Here is a 17,594-nt window from a genome sequence, read left to right on the forward strand (position 1 = left end):
CGAGCCGCCGCGCGTGCTCCTCGAGGGCCCGCGCGACCTCGGCCCCGGTCGCGTCGCCCGAGGCGTGGAGCACGCGCCGGCGGCGGTGGCCGCCCTCACGCCCCAGGGCGGGGACGCCGTCGTGGTGGTCGAGTCGCGCCCCGGCAGCCACGAGTGCGACGATCGCCGCCGGACCGCCCTCGGTCAGGCGCGCGACGGCCTCGGGGTCGCAGGCACCGGCACCCGCCTCGAGGGTGTCGGCCGCGTGCTGCTCGGGGGTGTCGCCCGGGCCGACCGCGGCCGCGATCCCACCCTGGGCCCACCGCGTGCTGCCGGGGCCCTGGCTGACCACGAGCACGCGCCGCCGGCCCGCGAGGGCGGCCGCGACCGAGAGCCCGGCCACGCCACCGCCCACGACGACGACGTCGACCTCGGTCACTCCCCGCCCCCGGGAGTCCCGATCGCCACCATCCGCTCGACCGCGAGCCGCGCCCGTGCCGCGACGTCGACGGGGACGTCGACCTCGTCGCGCCCCTCGCGCAGCGCCCGGACCAGCAGCTCGGGCGTCGACATCTTCATGTAGCGGCACGACGCCTTCTCGTTCATCGCGCGGAAGTCGACGCCCGGGTTGGCGCGTCGCAGCTGGTGCAGCATGCCGACCTCGGTGGCGACGAGCACGGTGCTGGCCGTCGTGGTGCGCGCGGCGTCGACCATGCCGCCCGTGGAGAGGATCCTGGTGCGGTCGGCCGGCAGGTCGCCCTGCTCGGTGAGCCACAGCGTCGAGGTCGCGCACCCGCACTCGGGGTGCACGAGCAGCTCGGCCTCGGGGTGGGCGGCGACCTGGCGGCGTACGTCGTCGGGTCGGATGCCGGCGTGCACGTGGCACTCCCCCAGCCAGACGTGGAGGTTGTCGCGACCCGTCACCCGCCGCACGTGGGCGCCGAGGAACTGGTCGGGCCCGAACAGCACCGGCACGTCGTCGGGGATCGACCGCACCACCTCGACGGCGTTGGAGCTCGTGCAGCAGACGTCGGTCTCGGCCTTCACCGCGGCGGTGGTGTTGACGTAGGAGACGACCACGGCGCCGGGGTGCTCGGCCTTCCACGCCCGCAGCTGCTCGGCGGTGATGGTGTCGGCGAGGGAGCACCCGGCCTCGGCCGTCGGGATCAGCACCGTCTTGTCGGGGCTGAGGATCTTGGCCGTCTCGGCCATGAAGTGCACGCCGCAGAAGACGATCGTGCTCGCGTCGGTCTGGGCGGCGACCCGCGAGAGCGTCAGGGAGTCGCCCACGTGGTCGGCCACGTCCTGGATCTCGGGCAACGCGTAGTTGTGCGCCAGCACGACGGCGTCGCGTGCCCGCGCCAGCTCGCGCACCTCGTCCTGCCAGGTCAGCGTGGTGGCGGTCATGAGGGCCTCTCCTCGGCTTTGGTTTTCGCCTAATGGGCGAAAACCACTGCCGCCAGGATAGCGTCGACCCCGTGCCCCACGTCCCCGCCTACCCCCACGAGGTCCTCGCCGTCGTGCTGGCGGTGCGCGGCGGCCGCCTCTGCGTGCTGCTGTGGCAGCGCGCCCAGGCGCCCGACGAGGGGCGCTGGGCGCTGCCGGGGGGCGGCGTACGACGTGACCAGCGGCTGCGGGAGGCGCTGACGGAGCACCTCGCCGAGAAGGTGCACGTCGAGGCGCTCGCCTGGCGCGAGCAGCTGGCCACCCACAGCAAGGTCGACCGCGACCCCCGCGAGCGGGTGCTCGCGACGGCGTACCTCGGGCTCGTGCCCGCCGACGTCGATCCTCCCCTGCCGCCCGACACCGCCTGGCAGGTCGTCGACGACCTGCCGGCCCTCGCGCTCGACCACGCCGACTTCGTCTCGGCGGCCGTGGAGCGGCTGCGCGCCAAGCTCTCCTACACCAACATCGCCTTCGCGCTCGCGCCCGAGACCTTCACCATCGCCGAGCTGCGCTCGCTCGTGGTCGCCGCGCTCGGTTACGACGTCACCGCCACCAACCTGACCCGCGTGCTCACGCGGCGGCAGATGATCGAGCCCACCGGCCGCACCCGGTCGCACTCTCGCGCCGGGGGCCGGCCCGCGAGCGAGTACCGCTTCCGCGACCGCACCCTCACCGTCACCGACCCCTTCGCCGTGCTCAGGCCGCCCGACCGGTGAGTCGACGGACCCCGCCGCCCTGCAGTGGGCCGAGCGCTGCTCCGCCAGCGGGGTCAGCCTGCGGCGGGGCGGGTCGAGACCTCGAGCACCCGGTCGCCGTCGACCGCGAGGGGGCGCTCGGCGAAGAAGGCGCGGGCTTCCGCCTCGTCGGCGGGAGCGACCAGGAGGCTGGTGACGCCGTCGGTGTCGGGGCCGACGGTCCAGGTGAAGGGCGGCAGGGACTCGGCGAGGCGGCCGGCCAGGTCCACCACGGCCTGCTGGTCGTCGAGGTCACGCACGTCGTCGCTCATGGACTGCTGGTACCCGTCGCGGTGAAGCCCTCCCCTGGCTACGGTCCTGTGATGGACGACGCCGTCGAGGTGACCGCGCTCGCGGTCAACGTGACCGTGCCCGAGCACCTGCGCTGGACCGACGAGCGCCGCGGCGAGGAGTTCACGCTGCAGTCGGTGACGGTACGGATGCTGCCCGACGGACGTCTCGCGGCCAAGGCGTACGGCCGTCCGACGGCGGGTGGGCGCGGCGCGTACGTGTCGTTCCCGGTGCCCGAGCGCCCCGAGCTGCACGCCCTGGTCGAGGCGGCGGCCGACCGCGCGGCCACCCGGTGGGCGGAGCACCGCGGCCTGGAGCCCGGCTCCTAGGCCTGCGGCATCGCGAAGTCCCTGCGTGCGAGCGCATGCTGGGGGCATGCAGACCCGTGGGATCTTCACCAACCTCGCCGTGCCCGACGTCGAGGGCGCCAAGGAGTTCTGGACCGACTACCTCGGCCTGTCCGACGTCGAGTTCGACCTCGGCTGGGTGGCCCGGTGCACCTCGCCCGAGACCGGGGTCAGCGTGCAGCTGGTCAGCGGTGACGCGTCAGCACCGGAGGACTCCGTGGCGACCGTGGTCGTCGACGACCTCGAGGAGGCGTACGCCGGTGCAGTCGCGCGCGGCTACGAGATCGTCCATCCCGTCACGACCGAGCCCTGGGGCGTACGGCGCTTCTTCGTGCGCGCCCCGGACGGCAACGTGCTCAACGTGGTGCAGCACCACCGCTGAGGCGCGAGGGTCAGAGCGCGAGCTGCTCGCGCACCACGACGGCGAGCCGGTCGGCGACAGCGGTGGCCTGGTCGGCCGTGGCGGCCTCGACCATGACGCGCACGAGCGGCTCGGTGCCCGACGGGCGCAGCAGCACCCGGCCGGTCTCGCCGAGCTCGGCCTCGACCGCCTTGACCGCGTCGGCGAGGACGGGGTCGGAGCCGGCCCGGGACCTGTCGACGCCGGGGACGTTGACGAGCACCTGCGGGAGCCGCGTGACGACCGAGGCCAGCTCGGCGAGGCTGCGGCCGGTCGAGGCCATCCGGTCGAGCACCTGGAGCGCGGTGAGCAGGCCGTCGCCGGTGGTGGCGTGGCGGCTCATGATGACGTGGCCCGACTGCTCGCCGCCGAGGGTGTAGCCGTGGCGGCGCATCTCCTCGAGCACGTAGCGGTCACCGACGGCCGTCTGGGCGACGTGCACGCCGGCCTCGCGCATCGCCAGCACGAAGCCGAGGTTGCTCATCACGGTGGCCACGACGGTGTCGCGATGCAGCGTGCCGGCGTCGCGGAGCGCCAGGGCGAGGACCGCCATGATCTGGTCGCCGTCGACGACCTGGCCCTCGCGGTCGACCGCCAGGCAGCGGTCGGCGTCGCCGTCGAGCGCGAAGCCGGCGTCGGCGCCGTGCTCGACGACGGCCTTCTGCAGCACCTCGAGGTGCGTGGAGCCGCAGCCCTCGTTGATGTTGAGCCCGTCGGGCTCGGCACAGATCGCGACGACCTCCGCGCCGGCCTGCCGGAGCGCGAGCGGGCCGACCTCGGACGCGGCGCCGTGCGCGCAGTCGAGCACGACCTTGAGGCCGGTGAGCGGCGTGCTGGTCGTGGCGGTGAGGTGGGCGGCGTACCGCTCCACGGTGCCCTGGTGGGGCGTGACCCGGCCGACGGAGGCGCCGGTGGGGCGCTCCCAGTCGGTGTGCAGGATCGACTCGATCTCGCGCTCGAGGTCGTCGTCGAGCTTGACGCCGCCACGGGCGAGGAACTTGATGCCGTTGTCGGGCATCGCGTTGTGCGAGGCGCTGACGACGACGCCGACGTCGGCACCGAGGGCGTCGGTGAAGTAGGCCACGCCCGGCGTGGGGAGCACGCGCAGGCGCACCACGTCGACGCCGGCCGAGGAGAGGCCGGCGACGACGGCGTGCTCGAGGAACTGACCCGAGATGCGCGTGTCACGACCGATCACGGCCAGCGGCCGTGCGCGGTCGAAGTCTCCGTGATCGACGAGCACCCGGGCCGCCGCCACCCCCAGGTCGAGGGCGAGCTGCGCGGTCAGCTCGCCGTTGGCGAGCCCCCGGACCCCGTCGGTGCCGAAGATGCGACGCGACACGAGTCGGTTCCCCGAGCGCGGGTCAGCGCTTGCTGAACTGCGGCGCCTTGCGGGCCTTCTTCAGACCCGCCTTCTTGCGCTCGATGACACGGGCGTCACGGGTGAGCAGACCGGCCTTCTTCAGCGCCGGACGGTTCGCCTCCTCGTCGACGGCGTTGAGCGAGCGGGCCACGCCGAGGCGCAGCGCGCCGGCCTGGCCGGTGATGCCGCCGCCGTGGATGCGGGCGATGACGTCGAAGCGACCCTCGAGCTGCGCGGTCACGAAGGGCTCGTTGACGACCTGCTGGTGCAGCTTGTTGGGGAAGTAGCTCTCGAGGGTGCGGCCGTTGACCGTCCACTGGCCGGAGCCGGGGACGATGCGGACGCGGGCCACGGCCTCCTTGCGGCGGCCGGTGGCCGCGGCGGGGGCGATGGTGGCGGGGCGCTCCGGGGCGTCGGCGCCGGGCGCGCTCTCGGAGGTGTAGGCGAGACCCTGCTCGTTGGTCTCGTAGGTCTCGGTGTCCTGGGTGTCGGTGCTGTCAGCCACGTCAAAAGTCCTTGGAAGTCTGGGGAAGAACGCTTACTGGGAGATCTGCGAGATCTCGAAGGGCTTGGCCTTCTGGGCGGTGTGCGGGTGCTCGGGGCCGGAGTAGACCTTCAGCTTCTTGAGCATCTGACGACCGAGACGGTTCTTGGGGAGCATGCCCCACACCGCCTTCTCGATGGCCTTGCGGGCGTCCTTCTCCAGCAGCTCGCCGACCGGGGTGGCGGTCAGACCACCCGGGAAGCCGGAGTGCCGGTAGGACATCTTCGTGGTGGCCTTGGTGCCCGAGAGCGACACCTGGGAGGCGTTGACGACGATCACGAAGTCGCCGGTGTCGACGTGCGGGGCGAAGATCGGCTTGTGCTTGCCGCGCAGCAGGTTCGCGACCTGGACGGCGAGCTTGCCCATGCGGACGTCGGTGGCGTCGATGACGTGCCACTCGCGAGTGATGTCGCCGGGCTTGGGGCTGTACGTGCGCACAGGAGTCCCTCACTTGTTCGTCGGGACCGACCCGGGGACCCGGGCCGGCGGTGTCACCGCGCCTTCTGACGAACACTGCCCGGGGCGTGCCTGACGAGCTGCTGCTCGGGAGGCAGCCTCCCCGGAACTGCGACCCGCCCGGGATGCGGGCGGACGCGGCAGGAGGCGCGACGCTCCAGGGTACGGCGGGCGGCACTGAGGGGCCAAATCGCGGGTGCTGGTTTCCCGGCGTCCGGCCGGGGCACCATGCCGCCGAGCCTCTCACCTGCGGGACCGGGTGGTCGCGCACGTGCCACCCCCACTAGGTTGAGGCCCAGGGAGCCGGGGTGACGTGTGCCCCCTTCCGCCACGGACCGACGGGGCAGCGACCACCAGGGCCGCCCCCACCCCGAACCGCACTGCGGAGGAGCCGACGTGAGCGACACCGGCCAGAACACCTTGACCGTCCGCGACAACCGGACCGGCCAGGAGTACGACATCGAGATCACCGACGGTGCGATCCGCGCCGCCGACCTCGGCAAGATCAAGACCTCCGACGACGCCCCCGGCCTGTCGACGTACGACCCGGGCTTCGTCAACACGGCCTCGTGCCGCAGCTCGGTGACCTTCATCGACGGCGAGAAGGGCATCCTCGAGTACCGCGGATACCCCATCGAGCAGCTGGCCGAGAAGTCGTCGTTCCTCGAGGTCGCCTACCTGCTGATCCACGGCGAGCTGCCGACCAAGGACCAGCACGACCAGTGGGTGCACGACATCACCCACCACACCTTCCTGCACGAGAACATCAAGACCTTCATGCAGGGCTTCCGCTACGACGCCCACCCCATGGGCATGCTCATGGCCTCGGTCGGCGCGCTGTCGACGTTCTACCCGGAGTCCAACAACATCTCCGACGCCGACAACCGCCACATGCAGATCGTGCGCATGATCGCCAAGATGCCGACGCTCGGCGCCTGGGCCTTTCGCCACGCGCAGGGCAAGCCCTACGTCTACCCCGACAACGAGCTCTCCTACACCGAGAACTTCCTCGCGATGCTGTTCAAGATGAGCGAGCAGAAGTACGTCGCCGACGAGCGGCTCGTCAAGGCGCTCGACGTGCTCTTCATCCTGCACGCCGACCACGAGCAGAACTGCTCGACCAACGCGGTGCGCTCGGTCGGCTCCTCGCAGGTCGACCCCTACTCCTCGGTCGCCGCCGGCATCGGCGCGCTCTACGGCCCGCTGCACGGCGGCGCCAACGAGGCGGTGCTCCGCATGCTGCGCCGCATCGGCTCGAAGGAGAACGTCCCCGACTTCATCAAGGGCGTGAAGGACGGCAACGAGCGGCTGATGGGCTTCGGCCACCGGGTCTACAAGAACTACGACCCGCGCGCCAAGATCATCAAGAAGGCCTGCGACGACGTCTTCGAGGTCACCGGCGTCAACCCGCTGCTCGAGATCGCCCAGGAGCTGGAGAAGATCGCGCTCGAGGACGAGTACTTCGTCAAGCGCAAGCTCTACCCCAACGTCGACTTCTACTCCGGCCTGATCTACGAGGCCTTCCAGTTCCCGCCCGAGATGTTCACGGTGCTCTTCGCCATCGGCCGTACGCCGGGCTGGCTCGCGCAGTGGCTCGAGCTCGTGCAGGACGGCGACCAGCGCATCGCGCGCCCCAAGCAGATCTACACCGGCGACCGGGGCCTCGACTTCACCCCCGCGTCGGAGCGCTGGGCCTGAGCCCCAGCTCACGCATCGAACGGCCCCCGGCGATCGCCGGGGGCCGTTCGTGCGTCAGGCCCCTAGACCTGGCGCTCACGCCCGTCCCAGTACGGCGCGCGCAGGTCGCGCTTGAGGATCTTGCCCGTGGGGTTGCGGGGCAACGCCTCGAGGAACTCGACGGAGCCCGGGCACTTGTAGCGGGCCAGGTGGGCGCGGCAGTGGTCGATGATCTCCTGCTCGGTCGCCTCGGCCCCGGGGTGCAGCGAGACGACCGCCTTGACGGTCTCGCCCCAGCGGTCGTCGGGCACGCCGATGATGGCGACCTCCATGACGGCCGGGTGCTCGGCGAGGACCCGCTCGACCTCGGGGCTGTAGATGTTCTCCCCGCCCGAGATGATCATGTCCTTGAGCCGGTCCTCGACGTAGACGTAGCCGTCGGCGTCGACCTTGCCGAGGTCGCCGGTGCGGAACCACCCGTCGTCGGTGATGACGTCGGCGGTGGCGTCGGGCTTGCCGAGGTAGCCCTGCATCAGCTGGGGCGTGCGCAGCCACAGCTCGCCGTGCTCACCCACGGCGACGTCCTCCTCGGTGGCCGGGTCGACGACGCGGACCTCGACGCCGGGCAGCGCCTTGCCGGCGCTGACCAGCCGCTCGGGGTGGTCGGGGTCGCGGTGCTCCTCGGGCATGAGGTGGGTGGCGACACCACAGACCTCCGTCAGGCCGTAGACCTGGATGAAGTCGGTGTCGGGCCACGCCTCGATCGCCGCGCGCAGCAGCGGCAGCGGCATCGGGGCAGCGCCGTAGCAGTAGGTCTTGAGCCGGCCGAAGACCGCGATGGCCTGCTCGCCCGACTGCAGCACCTGGGCCAGCACCGCGGGCACCAGGAAGGTGCGGTTGGCGCCCTGCATGATCGCGCCGGCCAGCGAGGCGCCGTCGGGGTCTCGGGTCATGACGCTCGGGATGCCGTCGTGGACGCCGAACTGCACGTACGACGAGCCGCCGACGTGGAACAGCGGCATCGAGACCATGTTCTTGTCGCCCGGCTCGAAGCCCCACCCGTCGTGGGCGGCGAGGGTGTGCGCGAGCAGGTTGGCCTGGCTCAGCATGACGCCCTTGGGACGGCCGGTGGTGCCGGAGGAGTACATCACCAGGCAGGTGTCGCCGGGCTCGACCTCGGGGTCGCGGCCGACCGGCGTCGCGCGGGCCAGCAGCGCCTCGTACTGGTCGCCCTGCCCGCCCTCGGGGGTGAGCTCGATGACCTCCTCGACGTGCACCAGCCGGTCGCGGATCTCGGAGATCGCCGGCAGCAGCTCGCTGCCGACCAGGAGGACCTTGGCGCCGGAGTCGTTGACCGCGTAGTCGATCTCGTCGCCGGCGAGGCGGAAGTTGACGATCGCGTTGGCGGCGCCGAGCGACGCCGCGGCGAAGGTGAGCTCGACGCAGGCCGGGTGGTTCTTGTCGAGGAAGGCCACGACGTCGCCGCGCCCGACGCCCATCGAGCGCAGCGCGCCGGCGAGGCGGCGTACGCGGTCGTCCATCTCGGCCCAGGTCCAGGTGCGCCCGAGGTAGGTCATCGCCTCGGCGTCGGGCGTGGTGCGCGCCCAGTGGGCGAGCCGGTCGTCGAGGAAGCGTGGCTCCGGCGCCCCGTCTGCGGGGCCGGCCTGGGACGGCAGGTGGTGGGTCGTGGGCGTCGTCATCGGCGCTCTCCTGGGTCTCGGCCGGCTGCTGCGGGCTCGGCGTGGTGCTCGGCGTGGGCGAACTGTGACACAGCGCACAACGGCTCGGGAAGCACCGCGGTTCCCGCGCGGTCAGCCCGGAGCGAGGGCCCCAGGCTCGTCGGGGGCAGCGGCGCCGCGACGCGCGCCGAGCACGAGCGCGCTGGCCAGCACGACCAGCCCCAGTCCGACCACCTGCAGCGGGTGCAGCACCTGGCCGAGCACGAGCAGCCCGGCCACGGCGGCGACCGCGGGCTCGAGGCTGAGCAGGATGCCGAAGACCGAGGCGGTCAGGCGTCGCAGCGCGAGCAGCTCGAGGGAGTAGGGCAGCAGCGACGACAGCACGGCGAGGCCGAAGCCGGTGGCGACGTGCTGCCAGGTCCAGTCGCCGACGCCGGGCAGGCCGGCGGGCAGCACGACCACGGTCGCCACCACCATCGCGATCGCCAGGCCGTCGAGGCCGGGGAACTCCTGCCCGGTCCGGCCGCTCAGCACGACGTACGCCGCCCAGAAGGCGCCGGCGGTAGCAGCGAGGAGCAGCCCCACCCACGACAGCTCCGACAGCGGCACCGTCAGCGCCTCGGACACGAGCACCACCCCGGCCGCGGCCGCGGCGACGGCGAGGAGGTCGCGAGCCGTGCGACTGAGCGCAGCCGCGAGCAGCAGCGGCCCGAGGAACTCCACCGTGACGGCGACCCCGAGCGGCAGGTGGACCAAGGAGGAGTAGAAGCTCCAGTTCATCAGCCCGAGCGCGAGCCCGAAGAGCACCGCGGTGCCCCACGCCCGTCGGGAGTGACCGCGCAGCCGCGGGCGGCACAGCGCGACGATGACGACGGCGGCGAAGAGCAGCCGCAGCAGCACCGCTCCCCCGGCCCCGACCTCGGGGATGAGCGTGACCGCCAGCGCCCCGCCGAGCTGGACGGAGAAGACGCCGCCGAGCACGAGCAGCGGCGCCGGGACCCGTTCGGCTGCTCGCACCACGAGCGCCACGCTAGGCGTGCTCAGCGGGCCCGCTGCACCCGGCCCTCGTCCCACACCGGCTCGTCGGACTCGTGGACGGAGCCGTCCGCGCCGAGCACGAGAAAGCGGTCGAAGCCGCGGGCGAACCAGCGGTCGTGGGTCACCGCGAGCACCGTGCCCTCGAAGGCTTCCAGCCCCTCCTCGAGCGCCTCGGCCGACTGCACGTCGAGGTTGTCGGTGGGCTCGTCGAGCAGGAGCAGCGTCGCCCCTGACAGCTCGAGCAGCAGCACCTGGAAGCGCGCCTGCTGGCCGCCCGAGAGCGAGTCGAAGGTCTGCTCCGCCGCGTGGGCGAGCTCGTAGCGGTCGAGCGCGCGGCTCGCCGGCTCGCGCGGCAGGCCGTCGCGGTGGGCGTCGCCGCGGTGCAGCACGTCGAGCAGGGTCCGGCCCCGCAGCTCGGGGTGGGCGTGGGTCTGCACGAACCAGCCCGGCCGCACCCGTGCCCCCAGGCGTGCGCGCCCGGTGTGGCGCACCGGCTCGACGACGGCCTCGCCGACCGGCAGGTGCTCGCGCTCGGGATCGGTGCCCCCGGCGGCGAGCAGCCTGAGCAGGTGGCTCTTGCCCGAGCCGTTGGAGCCGAGCACGGCGACCCGCTCGCCGTACCAGACCTCGAGGTCGAAGGGCCTCATCAGCCCGGTCAGCCCGAGCCGCTCGCACACCACCGCGCGCTTGCCGGTGCGACCGCCCCGCAGGCGCATCACCACCTGCTGCTCGCGCGGCTGGCCCTGCGGCGGCCCGGCGTCCTCGAACATGCGCAGCCGGGTCTGGGCGGCGCGGTAGCGCGAGGCCATGCCGTCGTTGAAGGTCGCCTTCTGCTTCAGCGTCGTCACGAGGGTGCGGAGCTTGAGGTGCTCCTCCTCCCACCGGCGGGTGAGCTCCTCGAAGCGCGCGAAGCGGTCGCGGCGCGCCTGGTGGTAGGAGGCGAACCCGCCCGGGTGCGTCCACGACGTGCCCCCGGCCGCGCCCAGCTCGACGGTGACCACGCGCGTCGCGGTGCGGTCGAGCAGCTCGCGGTCGTGGCTGACGTAGAGCACGGTCTTGGGCGAGGCGTTGAGCCGGTCCTCGAGCCAGCGCTTCCCGGGGACGTCGAGGTAGTTGTCGGGCTCGTCGAGCAGCAGCACCTGGTCGGGCCCCGCCAGCAGCGACTCCAGCACCAGCCGCTTCTGCTCGCCGCCGGACAGGTTGGCGAGGTCGCGGTACTTCGCCTTGTCGAACCCGATGCCCAGCGCGCTGGTGCAGCACTCGTCCCACAGCACCTCGAGCTCGTAGCCCCCCGCGTCGGCGAGCTCGCCGAGCGCGGCGGCGTACGCCATCTGGGTGGGCTCGTCGTCGACGTCCATCAGGCGCAGCTCGAGCCGGTCGACGTCGGCGTACGCCGCCCTCACGCGCGGCGGCGCGACCGACAGCAGCAGGTCGCGCACCGTCGGCTCGCCCTCGAGCCCGGCCGCGACGTGCTGGCGCATCACGCCGAGCCCGCCGGAGCGGGTGATGGCGCCCTCGTGCGGCTGCAGGTCACCTGCGACGAGCCGCAGCAGCGTCGTCTTGCCCGCGCCGTTGGCGCCGACGAGGGCGACCTTGTGGCCCTCGCCGACCCGGAACGACACGTCGTCGAGCAGCACCCGCCCGTCGGGCAGGTCGTAGCGCACCCCGGCGACCTCCACGTGACCCACGGGGCGTGATCCTCCCCCGGGACCACCACCCGGCGCACCTCGGTTTCCCGGCGGGAGCGCTCAGGTGCCGACCACCAGCGCCTCGAGCGCGGCCGCCACCTCCAGCAGGAACCGGTCGCGACCGTGCGCGGCGACGAGCTGCAGCCCGACCGGCAGGCCGTCGGCGGTGCGCCCGAAGGGCAGCGACAGCGCCGGGCAGCCGGTCACGGTGACGAGGTAGGCCGAGCGCATCCAGTCGAGGTACGAGCCGGTGACCTGCCCGCCGACCGTGCGGGGGTACTCCTGCTCCGCCGGGAACGGCGCGACCGGCGAGACGGGGAGCACGAGCAGGTCGTGGTCGTCGAACCACTGCCGCATCCGCTCGCCGAGCGCGGTGCGGCCGGCGTAGGCCCGGGCCACGTCGGCGCCGGTCAGCTGCTCCCCCGCCCGGATGTTGTCGGCCAGCGAGGCCCTGAACGCGTCCGGGTGCTCCGCCAGCAGGGTCCCGAGGCGGGCCTGGAACGACCAGGCCCGGAGCACGCGGAAGGTGTCCTCGGCCTCGGGCAGCGCCGGCACGTCGTCGTCGACCCGGGCACCGGCCGCCTCGAGGACCGGGGCCGCCGACCGCACGACGTCGGCCACCTCGTCGTCGACGGCGAACGCGCCGCCGAGGTCGGGCGACAACCCGACCCGCAGGCCGCGCAGGGTGCCGGCCAGCGACCCGCCGTCGGGCGGCGCGAAGGCAGCGCCGGGGTCGCCCAGCGCCAGGGGCGCCCGGCGGTCCGGCCCGGCCATGACCGACAGCAGCAGCGCCAGGTCGTCGACGGTGCGCGCGAGCGGACCACTCGTGGCCGTGGCCTCCCACTGGTTGTCGCTGGGCCACGTCGGGACCCGGCCGAGCGAGGGCCGCAGGCCGACCACGCCGCAGAACGACGCCGGGTTGCGCAGGGAGCCGCCCATGTCGGAGCCGTCGGCCAGCGGCACCATCCCCGCCGCGAGCGCGCAGGCGGCGCCCCCCGAGGAGCCGCCCGCCGAGCGGGACGGGTCGACGGGGTTGCGCGTGGTGCCGAAGACCGCGTTGAACGTGTGCGAGCCGGCGGCGAACTCCGGCACGTTGGTGCGGCCGAGCACGACGACGCCGGCGGCCCGGACCCGCTCCACGACCAGCTCGTCGCGCTCGGGCACGTGGTCGGCGAGCAGCGGCGAGCCGTAGGTGGTGCGCCAGCCCGCGACGTCGTGGGTGTCCTTGAAGGCGAAGGGCAGGCCGTGCAGCGGCCCGACCTCCTGGCCGCCGGCCAGCGCCTCGTCGGCGGCCGCCGCGCCGGCACGGGCACGCTCCTCGTCCAGGGACACGATGGCGTTGAGGTCGGGGTTGCGCTCCGCGATCCGCTCGAGGTGCAGGTCGAGCAGCTCGCGCGCCGACACCTCGCGGCGTCGTACGGCGGCCGCCTGCTCGCGCGCGGTCGACGTGACGGTGACCGTCACGGTGTCGCGGGCTCGCGGCGACGCGTCCGGCCGCGCGCGACGAGGTGGTAGTAGGCGATGACGACGATGGTGCCGAAGGCGATGCCGGTGAGCTCGAAGTCGTCGGTCACCACCAGCGTCACGTTGCCGACCCCGATGATCAGGCCCGCCGCCAGGCCGACGAGGTTGACCGGGTCGGCGAAGTCGACCCGGTTGTCGACCCAGATCTTGGCGCCGACCAGCCCGATCATCCCGTAGAGCACGACGGTCACCCCGCCGAGCACGCCACCGGGGGTGGCGTTGACGACCGCGCCGAACTTGGGGCAGAGCCCGAGCAGGATCGCGAACGCCGCCGCGGCGTAGTAGGCCGCGGTCGAGTAGACCTTCGTGGCGCTCATGACGCCGATGTTCTCGGCGTACGTCGTGGTCGGGGAGCCGCCGAAGAGGCTCGCGAGCGCGGTCGCGGCGCCGTCGGCACCCAGTGCCCGGCCCATGTAGGGGTCGAGGTCCTGGCCGGTCATCTCGGCGACGGCCTTGACGTGGCCGGCGTTCTCGGCGATCAGCGCGATGACGCCGGGCAGCACCAGCAGCACGAAGGTCAGCGAGAAGCTCGGGCCGTGCACGACGGCGACGCCGTCGGCCAGGGTGCCGCTCGGCAGGCCGAACCACCCGGCGTCGCCGACCGCCGCCCAGGAGACCCGGTCGTGGGCGAACGCCTGCGGCACCCCGGCCGCGTCGAGGTTCTGGCCCGGGACCACCGAGGTGATCGGCCCCGCGACGACGTCGAGCAGCCACGACAGCACGTAGCCGACGACGAGCGCGAGGAAGACCGCGATGCGCGACCAGAAGCCGGGCAGCAGCACCGCGGCCGCGACCAGGAAGGTCGCGGTCGCCAGCGCGACCCACTGGTCCTGCGGCCAGTAGGTCTGCGCCACCACCGGCGCGAGGTTGAAGCCGATCAGCATGACCACGGCGCCGGTCACCGCCGGCGGCAGCACCCGCGTCAGCAGCCCGGAGCCACCGAGGTGGACCAGCACGCCCACCGCCAGCAGCACGAGCCCGGCGACGAGGATCGCCCCGGTGACGTCGGCCGAGTCGCCGCCCTGGCCCCGGATCGCGGCGACACCGCCCACGAACGACGCCGACGTGCCGAGGTAGCTCGGCACCCGGTTGGAGCACACCAGCAGGAACAGGATCGTGCAGAGGCCGGAGAACATGATGGCGAGGTTGGGGTCGAGCCCCATGAGCAGCGGGAAGACGAAGGTCGCCCCGAACATCGCCACCACGTGCTGGGCGCCGAGGCCCGCCGTACGGCCCCACGACAGGCGCTCGTGGGGGGCGACCGGCTCCCCGGGAGCGGGATCGACCGCGGTCCACCTGAAGATCGACGTCACCCGCCGGACGCTAGTGCAGGCGCGTGCCACAGTGGCGGGGTGGACCTCTCCCTCACCGACGAGCAGCAGTCGTTCCGGCAGGCGGCGCGCGCCTTCCTCGACGCCGAGGCGGTGCCGCACCGCGCCGAGTGGGACCGCCGCGAGTCGGTCGACCTCGAGATCCTGCCCAAGATGGCCGAGCTCGGCTTCTTCGGCCTGACGATCCCCGAGGAGTACGGCGGCGTCGGCGGCGACTACGTGACGTACGCCCTCGCGATGGAGGAGCTCGGCCGCGCCGACTCCGCGCTGCGCGGCATCGTCTCGGTCTCCAGCGGCCTGGTCGGCAAGTCGATCCTCGGCTTCGGCACCGAGGCGCAGAAGCAGGAGTGGCTCCCGCGCCTCGCCGCCGCCGAGGCGCTCGGCTGCTTCGGCCTGACCGAGCCCGACGTCGGCTCGGACGCGGGCAACCTGACCTCGCGCGCCCGCCGCGACGGCGACGACTGGGTCCTCGACGGCCAGAAGCTCTACATCACCAACGGCACCTGGGCTGACGTCGCGCTCGTCTTCGCCCGCACCTCCGACAACGGCCCACGTGGCATCACCGCGTTCCTCGTCCCCACCGACTCCCCCGGCTTCGAGGCCCGCGAGATCACCGGCAAGCTCGGCCTGCGCGGCCAGGCCACCGCCGAGCTCTTCCTCGACGGCGTCCGGGTGCCGTCGAGCGCCGTGCTCGGCGAGGTCGACCGCGGCTTCCGGATCGCGATGAGCTCGCTCGACAAGGGCCGGATCGCCGTCGCCGCCAGCTGCGTCGGCATCGTGCAGGGCTGCCTGGAGTGCTCGGTCGACTTCGCCACGAACCGCACCCAGTTCGGCCGCCCCGTCGCCGGCTTCCAGCTGGTGCAGGACATGATCGCCGACATCTCGCTCGACGCCGACGCCGCGCGGCTCCTGGTGTGGCTCGCCGCCGACCTCTGCGACCGCGGCGAGCCCTTCGGCACCGCGGCGTCGAAGGCCAAGCTGTTCGCCAGCGAGGCGGCCGTGCGCGCCGCCAACCTCGCCACCCAGGTGCACGGCGGCGCCGGCTACCTCGACGACTACCCGCCGCAGAAGTACCTCCGCGACGCCCGCGTCATGACCCTCTACGAAGGCACCAGCCAGGTCCAGAAGCTGATCATCGGCCGCGCCGAGACCGGCATCAGCGCCTTCGTCTGACCACCCGCAGGAGCACGCATGCCCGGACCTCCCCGCGACCCCCGCTACACCGCCCACTTCACCGACCCGCTGTACGACGACGTCGCCGACGACTGCGCACCCTTCGGCAGCGACCAGGGATCCGACCTGCTCCACGACGTCGAGCAGGCCGGGCGCACGATCGCCCCGGACGCGACGATCGAGTCGCTGCTGCCCTGGGGCAGCGTCGAGTCCTTCTTCGCCGACGCCGAGCGCGGCGACGTCGACGGGTTGCTGCTGATCTACGCCACCGGGTTCCTGCTGCTGCGCTACCGCGGCGACCTCTCCGGCACCGACCTCGAGGTCCTGCAGCGAGCGGTTGCCGGCATCCACGCCGACCTGGCCGCCCTCGGCCACACCGAGGCGGTCGCGCCCCTGCGCGACACCGTCCTCGCCGACCTGGCGTCGTACGACCCCTCGGACCCCGGCCGCTGAACCCCTATCGTGTCGGGATGTCTCGGAGCGACACGGAGCAAGCACCGGCGACCCGGTGGAAGCTGATCGGCCCCGGGCTGGTGGTCGCGGCCACCGGCGTCGGCGCCGCCGACCTGGTGGCGACCCTCATCGCGGGCTCGCGCTTCGGCTACGCCCTGCTGTGGGCGGTGGTGCTCGGCTGCGTGCTCAAGGTGGTGCTCGTCGAGGGTGCCGGGCGCTTCAGCCTGGCCACCGGACGCACCATCTACGAGGGCTGGTCGAGCCTCGGCCGGTGGACCACCTGGTACTTCGCCCCCTACATCGTCGTCTGGGGCTTCGTGTACGGCGCCGCCGCCATGGCCGGCACCGGGCTGGCGCTGGCCTCGCTCCTGCCCGGCCCGGTCGCGCTGTGGGGCGTCGTGTCGGGTCTGATCGGCCTCGCGCTGGTGTGGTCGGGCCGTTACGAGCTCTTCGAGAAGACGCTCGGCGCCCTCGTGCTGCTGATGTTCGTCACCATGGTGGGCGCCGCGGCGCTCACCCTGCCCAACCTGCTCGACGTCCTGGGCGGCCTGGCCCCGACGCTGCCGCCCGACTCGGTCGTCCCGGCCATCAGCGTCGCCGGCGGTGTCGGCGGCACCATCACGCTGGCGGCGTACGGCTACTGGCTGCGGGAGAAGGGGTGGAGCACACCGCAGTTCATGCGGGTGATGCGCCTCGACAACGGCGTCGCCTACTTCGTCACCGGGCTCTTCGTCGTCGCCACGCTGGTCGTCGGCGCCGAGCTGCTCTTCTCCGCCCAGATCGCCGTCGCCGAGGGCGACCGCGGGCTGCTCGACCTCGCCGAGGTGCTGCAGGACCGGTACGGCGAGGTGGCGGGCACCGTCTTCCTCGTCGGCTTCTGGGCCGCTGCGATGTCGTCGCTGGTCGGCGTGTGGAACGGCGTGAGCCTGATGTTCGCCGACTTCGTCGGTCACACCCGTCGCCTCGCCGAGGACGGCCCTTCCCGTCGCGCCGGCGGCACCTGGTACAAGGCCTACGTCCTGTGGCTGACCTTCCCGCCGATGATCATGCTGTTCCTCGGCCAGCCGGTCTGGCTGATCGTCGCCTACACCGTGCTCGGCGCCTTCTTCATGCCGTTCCTCGCGATCACGCTGCTGTGGCTGCTCAACACCGACCGCACCCCGGCCGAGTGGCGCAACCGCTGGCTGTCCAACGGCCTGATGGGCCTGTGCGCCGTGTTCTTCGTGGTGCTCTGCGTCATCGACCTCCGCAGCCGCTTCTTCTCCTGAGGGGGGTGCGACCGCAGCCCCCTCCGCTCCCTGAGGTGCGAGCGGAGCGAGCAAGCCGCTCCCTGAGGGGCGAGCGCAGCGAGCCCCCCGCTCCCTGAGGTGCGAGCGGAGCGAGCCTCAAAGGGGGCGAGGTACAGACAGGCCCGCTGCCCGCTCCCTGAGGTGCGAGCGGAGCGAGCCCCCCGCTCCCTGAGGGGCGAGCG

General features: G+C 73.0%; 18 protein-coding genes. 7 read left to right on the forward strand and 11 right to left on the reverse strand.

Annotation, left to right across the window (positions count from 1 at the left end; genetic code table 11):
* A partial coding sequence (locus ACYU8I_RS01535; RefSeq protein WP_460836601.1) for an FAD-dependent oxidoreductase occupies positions 1-418 on the reverse strand: 418 nt, incomplete at its 3' end.
* Complete coding sequence (gene nadA, locus ACYU8I_RS01540) at positions 415-1,386, reverse strand: quinolinate synthase NadA (protein WP_460836603.1); 972 nt, start codon at positions 1,384-1,386, stop codon at positions 415-417. The genes ACYU8I_RS01535 and nadA, both read right to left, overlap by 4 nt.
* Before the next feature lie 71 nt (positions 1,387-1,457).
* Between nadA and ACYU8I_RS01545 the strand changes: the two genes are divergently transcribed.
* Positions 1,458-2,141 carry an NUDIX hydrolase gene (locus tag ACYU8I_RS01545; RefSeq protein WP_460836604.1) on the forward strand — a complete coding sequence of 228 codons (684 nt, stop codon included), beginning with the start codon at positions 1,458-1,460 and terminating at the stop codon, positions 2,139-2,141.
* A 53-nt stretch (positions 2,142-2,194) separates the two neighbouring features.
* On the opposite strand, the gene ACYU8I_RS01550 is transcribed toward ACYU8I_RS01545, so the two are convergent.
* On the reverse strand, positions 2,195-2,431 hold the full coding sequence (locus ACYU8I_RS01550; protein WP_460836606.1) for a hypothetical protein: 237 nt from the start codon (positions 2,429-2,431) through the stop codon (positions 2,195-2,197).
* A gap of 51 nt (positions 2,432-2,482) precedes the next feature.
* Between ACYU8I_RS01550 and ACYU8I_RS01555 the strand changes: the two genes are divergently transcribed.
* Both ACYU8I_RS01555 and ACYU8I_RS01560 read left to right on the forward strand, forming a co-directional pair.
* The gene (locus ACYU8I_RS01555) at positions 2,483-2,779 is read left to right on the forward strand and encodes a hypothetical protein (protein WP_460836608.1); all 297 of its coding nucleotides are present in this window, start codon (positions 2,483-2,485) and stop codon (positions 2,777-2,779) included.
* Between the two features lie 46 nt (positions 2,780-2,825).
* Positions 2,826-3,179: a VOC family protein gene (locus ACYU8I_RS01560; protein ID WP_460836609.1), complete on the forward strand. Its 354-nt coding sequence runs from the start codon at positions 2,826-2,828 to the stop codon at positions 3,177-3,179.
* Positions 3,180-3,189: 10 nt separating this feature from the next.
* On the opposite strand, the gene glmM is transcribed toward ACYU8I_RS01560, so the two are convergent.
* From glmM to rplM, 3 genes are read right to left on the reverse strand one after another with little or no spacing between them, the layout of a single operon-like run.
* The gene (glmM, locus tag ACYU8I_RS01565; protein WP_460836612.1) at positions 3,190-4,539 is read right to left on the reverse strand and encodes a phosphoglucosamine mutase; all 1,350 of its coding nucleotides are present in this window, start codon (positions 4,537-4,539) and stop codon (positions 3,190-3,192) included.
* A 22-nt stretch (positions 4,540-4,561) separates the two neighbouring features.
* Positions 4,562-5,065 (reverse strand): 30S ribosomal protein S9, encoded by a 504-nt coding sequence (gene rpsI, locus ACYU8I_RS01570; RefSeq protein ID WP_460836613.1) that lies wholly within the window; start codon positions 5,063-5,065, stop codon positions 4,562-4,564.
* Positions 5,066-5,098: 33 nt separating this feature from the next.
* The gene (rplM, locus tag ACYU8I_RS01575) at positions 5,099-5,542 is read right to left on the reverse strand and encodes a 50S ribosomal protein L13 (protein WP_460836615.1); all 444 of its coding nucleotides are present in this window, start codon (positions 5,540-5,542) and stop codon (positions 5,099-5,101) included.
* 414 nt (positions 5,543-5,956) lie between these two features.
* On the opposite strand from rplM, the gene ACYU8I_RS01580 reads away from it, so the two are divergent.
* Positions 5,957-7,258: a citrate synthase gene (locus ACYU8I_RS01580; RefSeq protein ID WP_460836616.1), complete on the forward strand. Its 1,302-nt coding sequence runs from the start codon at positions 5,957-5,959 to the stop codon at positions 7,256-7,258.
* Between the two features lie 62 nt (positions 7,259-7,320).
* On the opposite strand, the gene ACYU8I_RS01585 is transcribed toward ACYU8I_RS01580, so the two are convergent.
* The 5 genes from ACYU8I_RS01585 to ACYU8I_RS01605 all read right to left on the reverse strand — a co-directional run bounded on the left by ACYU8I_RS01585 (position 7,321) and on the right by ACYU8I_RS01605 (position 14,470).
* The gene (locus ACYU8I_RS01585) at positions 7,321-8,937 is read right to left on the reverse strand and encodes a long-chain-fatty-acid--CoA ligase (protein WP_460836619.1); all 1,617 of its coding nucleotides are present in this window, start codon (positions 8,935-8,937) and stop codon (positions 7,321-7,323) included.
* A 111-nt stretch (positions 8,938-9,048) separates the two neighbouring features.
* Positions 9,049-9,936, reverse strand: coding sequence for an EamA family transporter (locus tag ACYU8I_RS01590; RefSeq protein WP_460836622.1), 888 nt, complete (start codon positions 9,934-9,936; stop codon positions 9,049-9,051).
* A gap of 20 nt (positions 9,937-9,956) precedes the next feature.
* Positions 9,957-11,642, reverse strand: a complete 1,686-nt coding sequence (locus ACYU8I_RS01595; protein ID WP_460836624.1) for an ABC-F family ATP-binding cassette domain-containing protein — start codon at positions 11,640-11,642, stop codon at positions 9,957-9,959.
* Between the two features lie 60 nt (positions 11,643-11,702).
* A complete protein-coding gene (locus ACYU8I_RS01600) occupies positions 11,703-13,106 on the reverse strand; it encodes an amidase (RefSeq protein WP_460836626.1) in 1,404 nt (467 codons plus the stop codon).
* Entirely contained in the window at positions 13,103-14,470 is a 1,368-nt protein-coding gene (locus tag ACYU8I_RS01605; protein WP_460837217.1) for a uracil-xanthine permease family protein, read from the reverse strand. The genes ACYU8I_RS01600 and ACYU8I_RS01605 overlap by 4 nt, the downstream gene beginning before the upstream one ends.
* Before the next feature lie 48 nt (positions 14,471-14,518).
* On the opposite strand from ACYU8I_RS01605, the gene ACYU8I_RS01610 reads away from it, so the two are divergent.
* The 3 genes from ACYU8I_RS01610 to ACYU8I_RS01620 are packed head-to-tail and all read left to right on the forward strand — an operon-like array spanning position 14,519 to position 17,391.
* Positions 14,519-15,670: an acyl-CoA dehydrogenase family protein gene (locus ACYU8I_RS01610; RefSeq protein WP_460836629.1), complete on the forward strand. Its 1,152-nt coding sequence runs from the start codon at positions 14,519-14,521 to the stop codon at positions 15,668-15,670.
* 18 nt (positions 15,671-15,688) lie between these two features.
* Entirely contained in the window at positions 15,689-16,123 is a 435-nt protein-coding gene (locus ACYU8I_RS01615; RefSeq protein ID WP_460836633.1) for a hypothetical protein, read from the forward strand.
* Between the two features lie 17 nt (positions 16,124-16,140).
* Positions 16,141-17,391, forward strand: coding sequence for an Nramp family divalent metal transporter (locus tag ACYU8I_RS01620; RefSeq protein ID WP_460836638.1), 1,251 nt, complete (start codon positions 16,141-16,143; stop codon positions 17,389-17,391).
* Positions 17,392-17,594 lie beyond the last annotated feature (203 nt).

The organism is Nocardioides marmoraquaticus, from assembly GCF_054777915.1.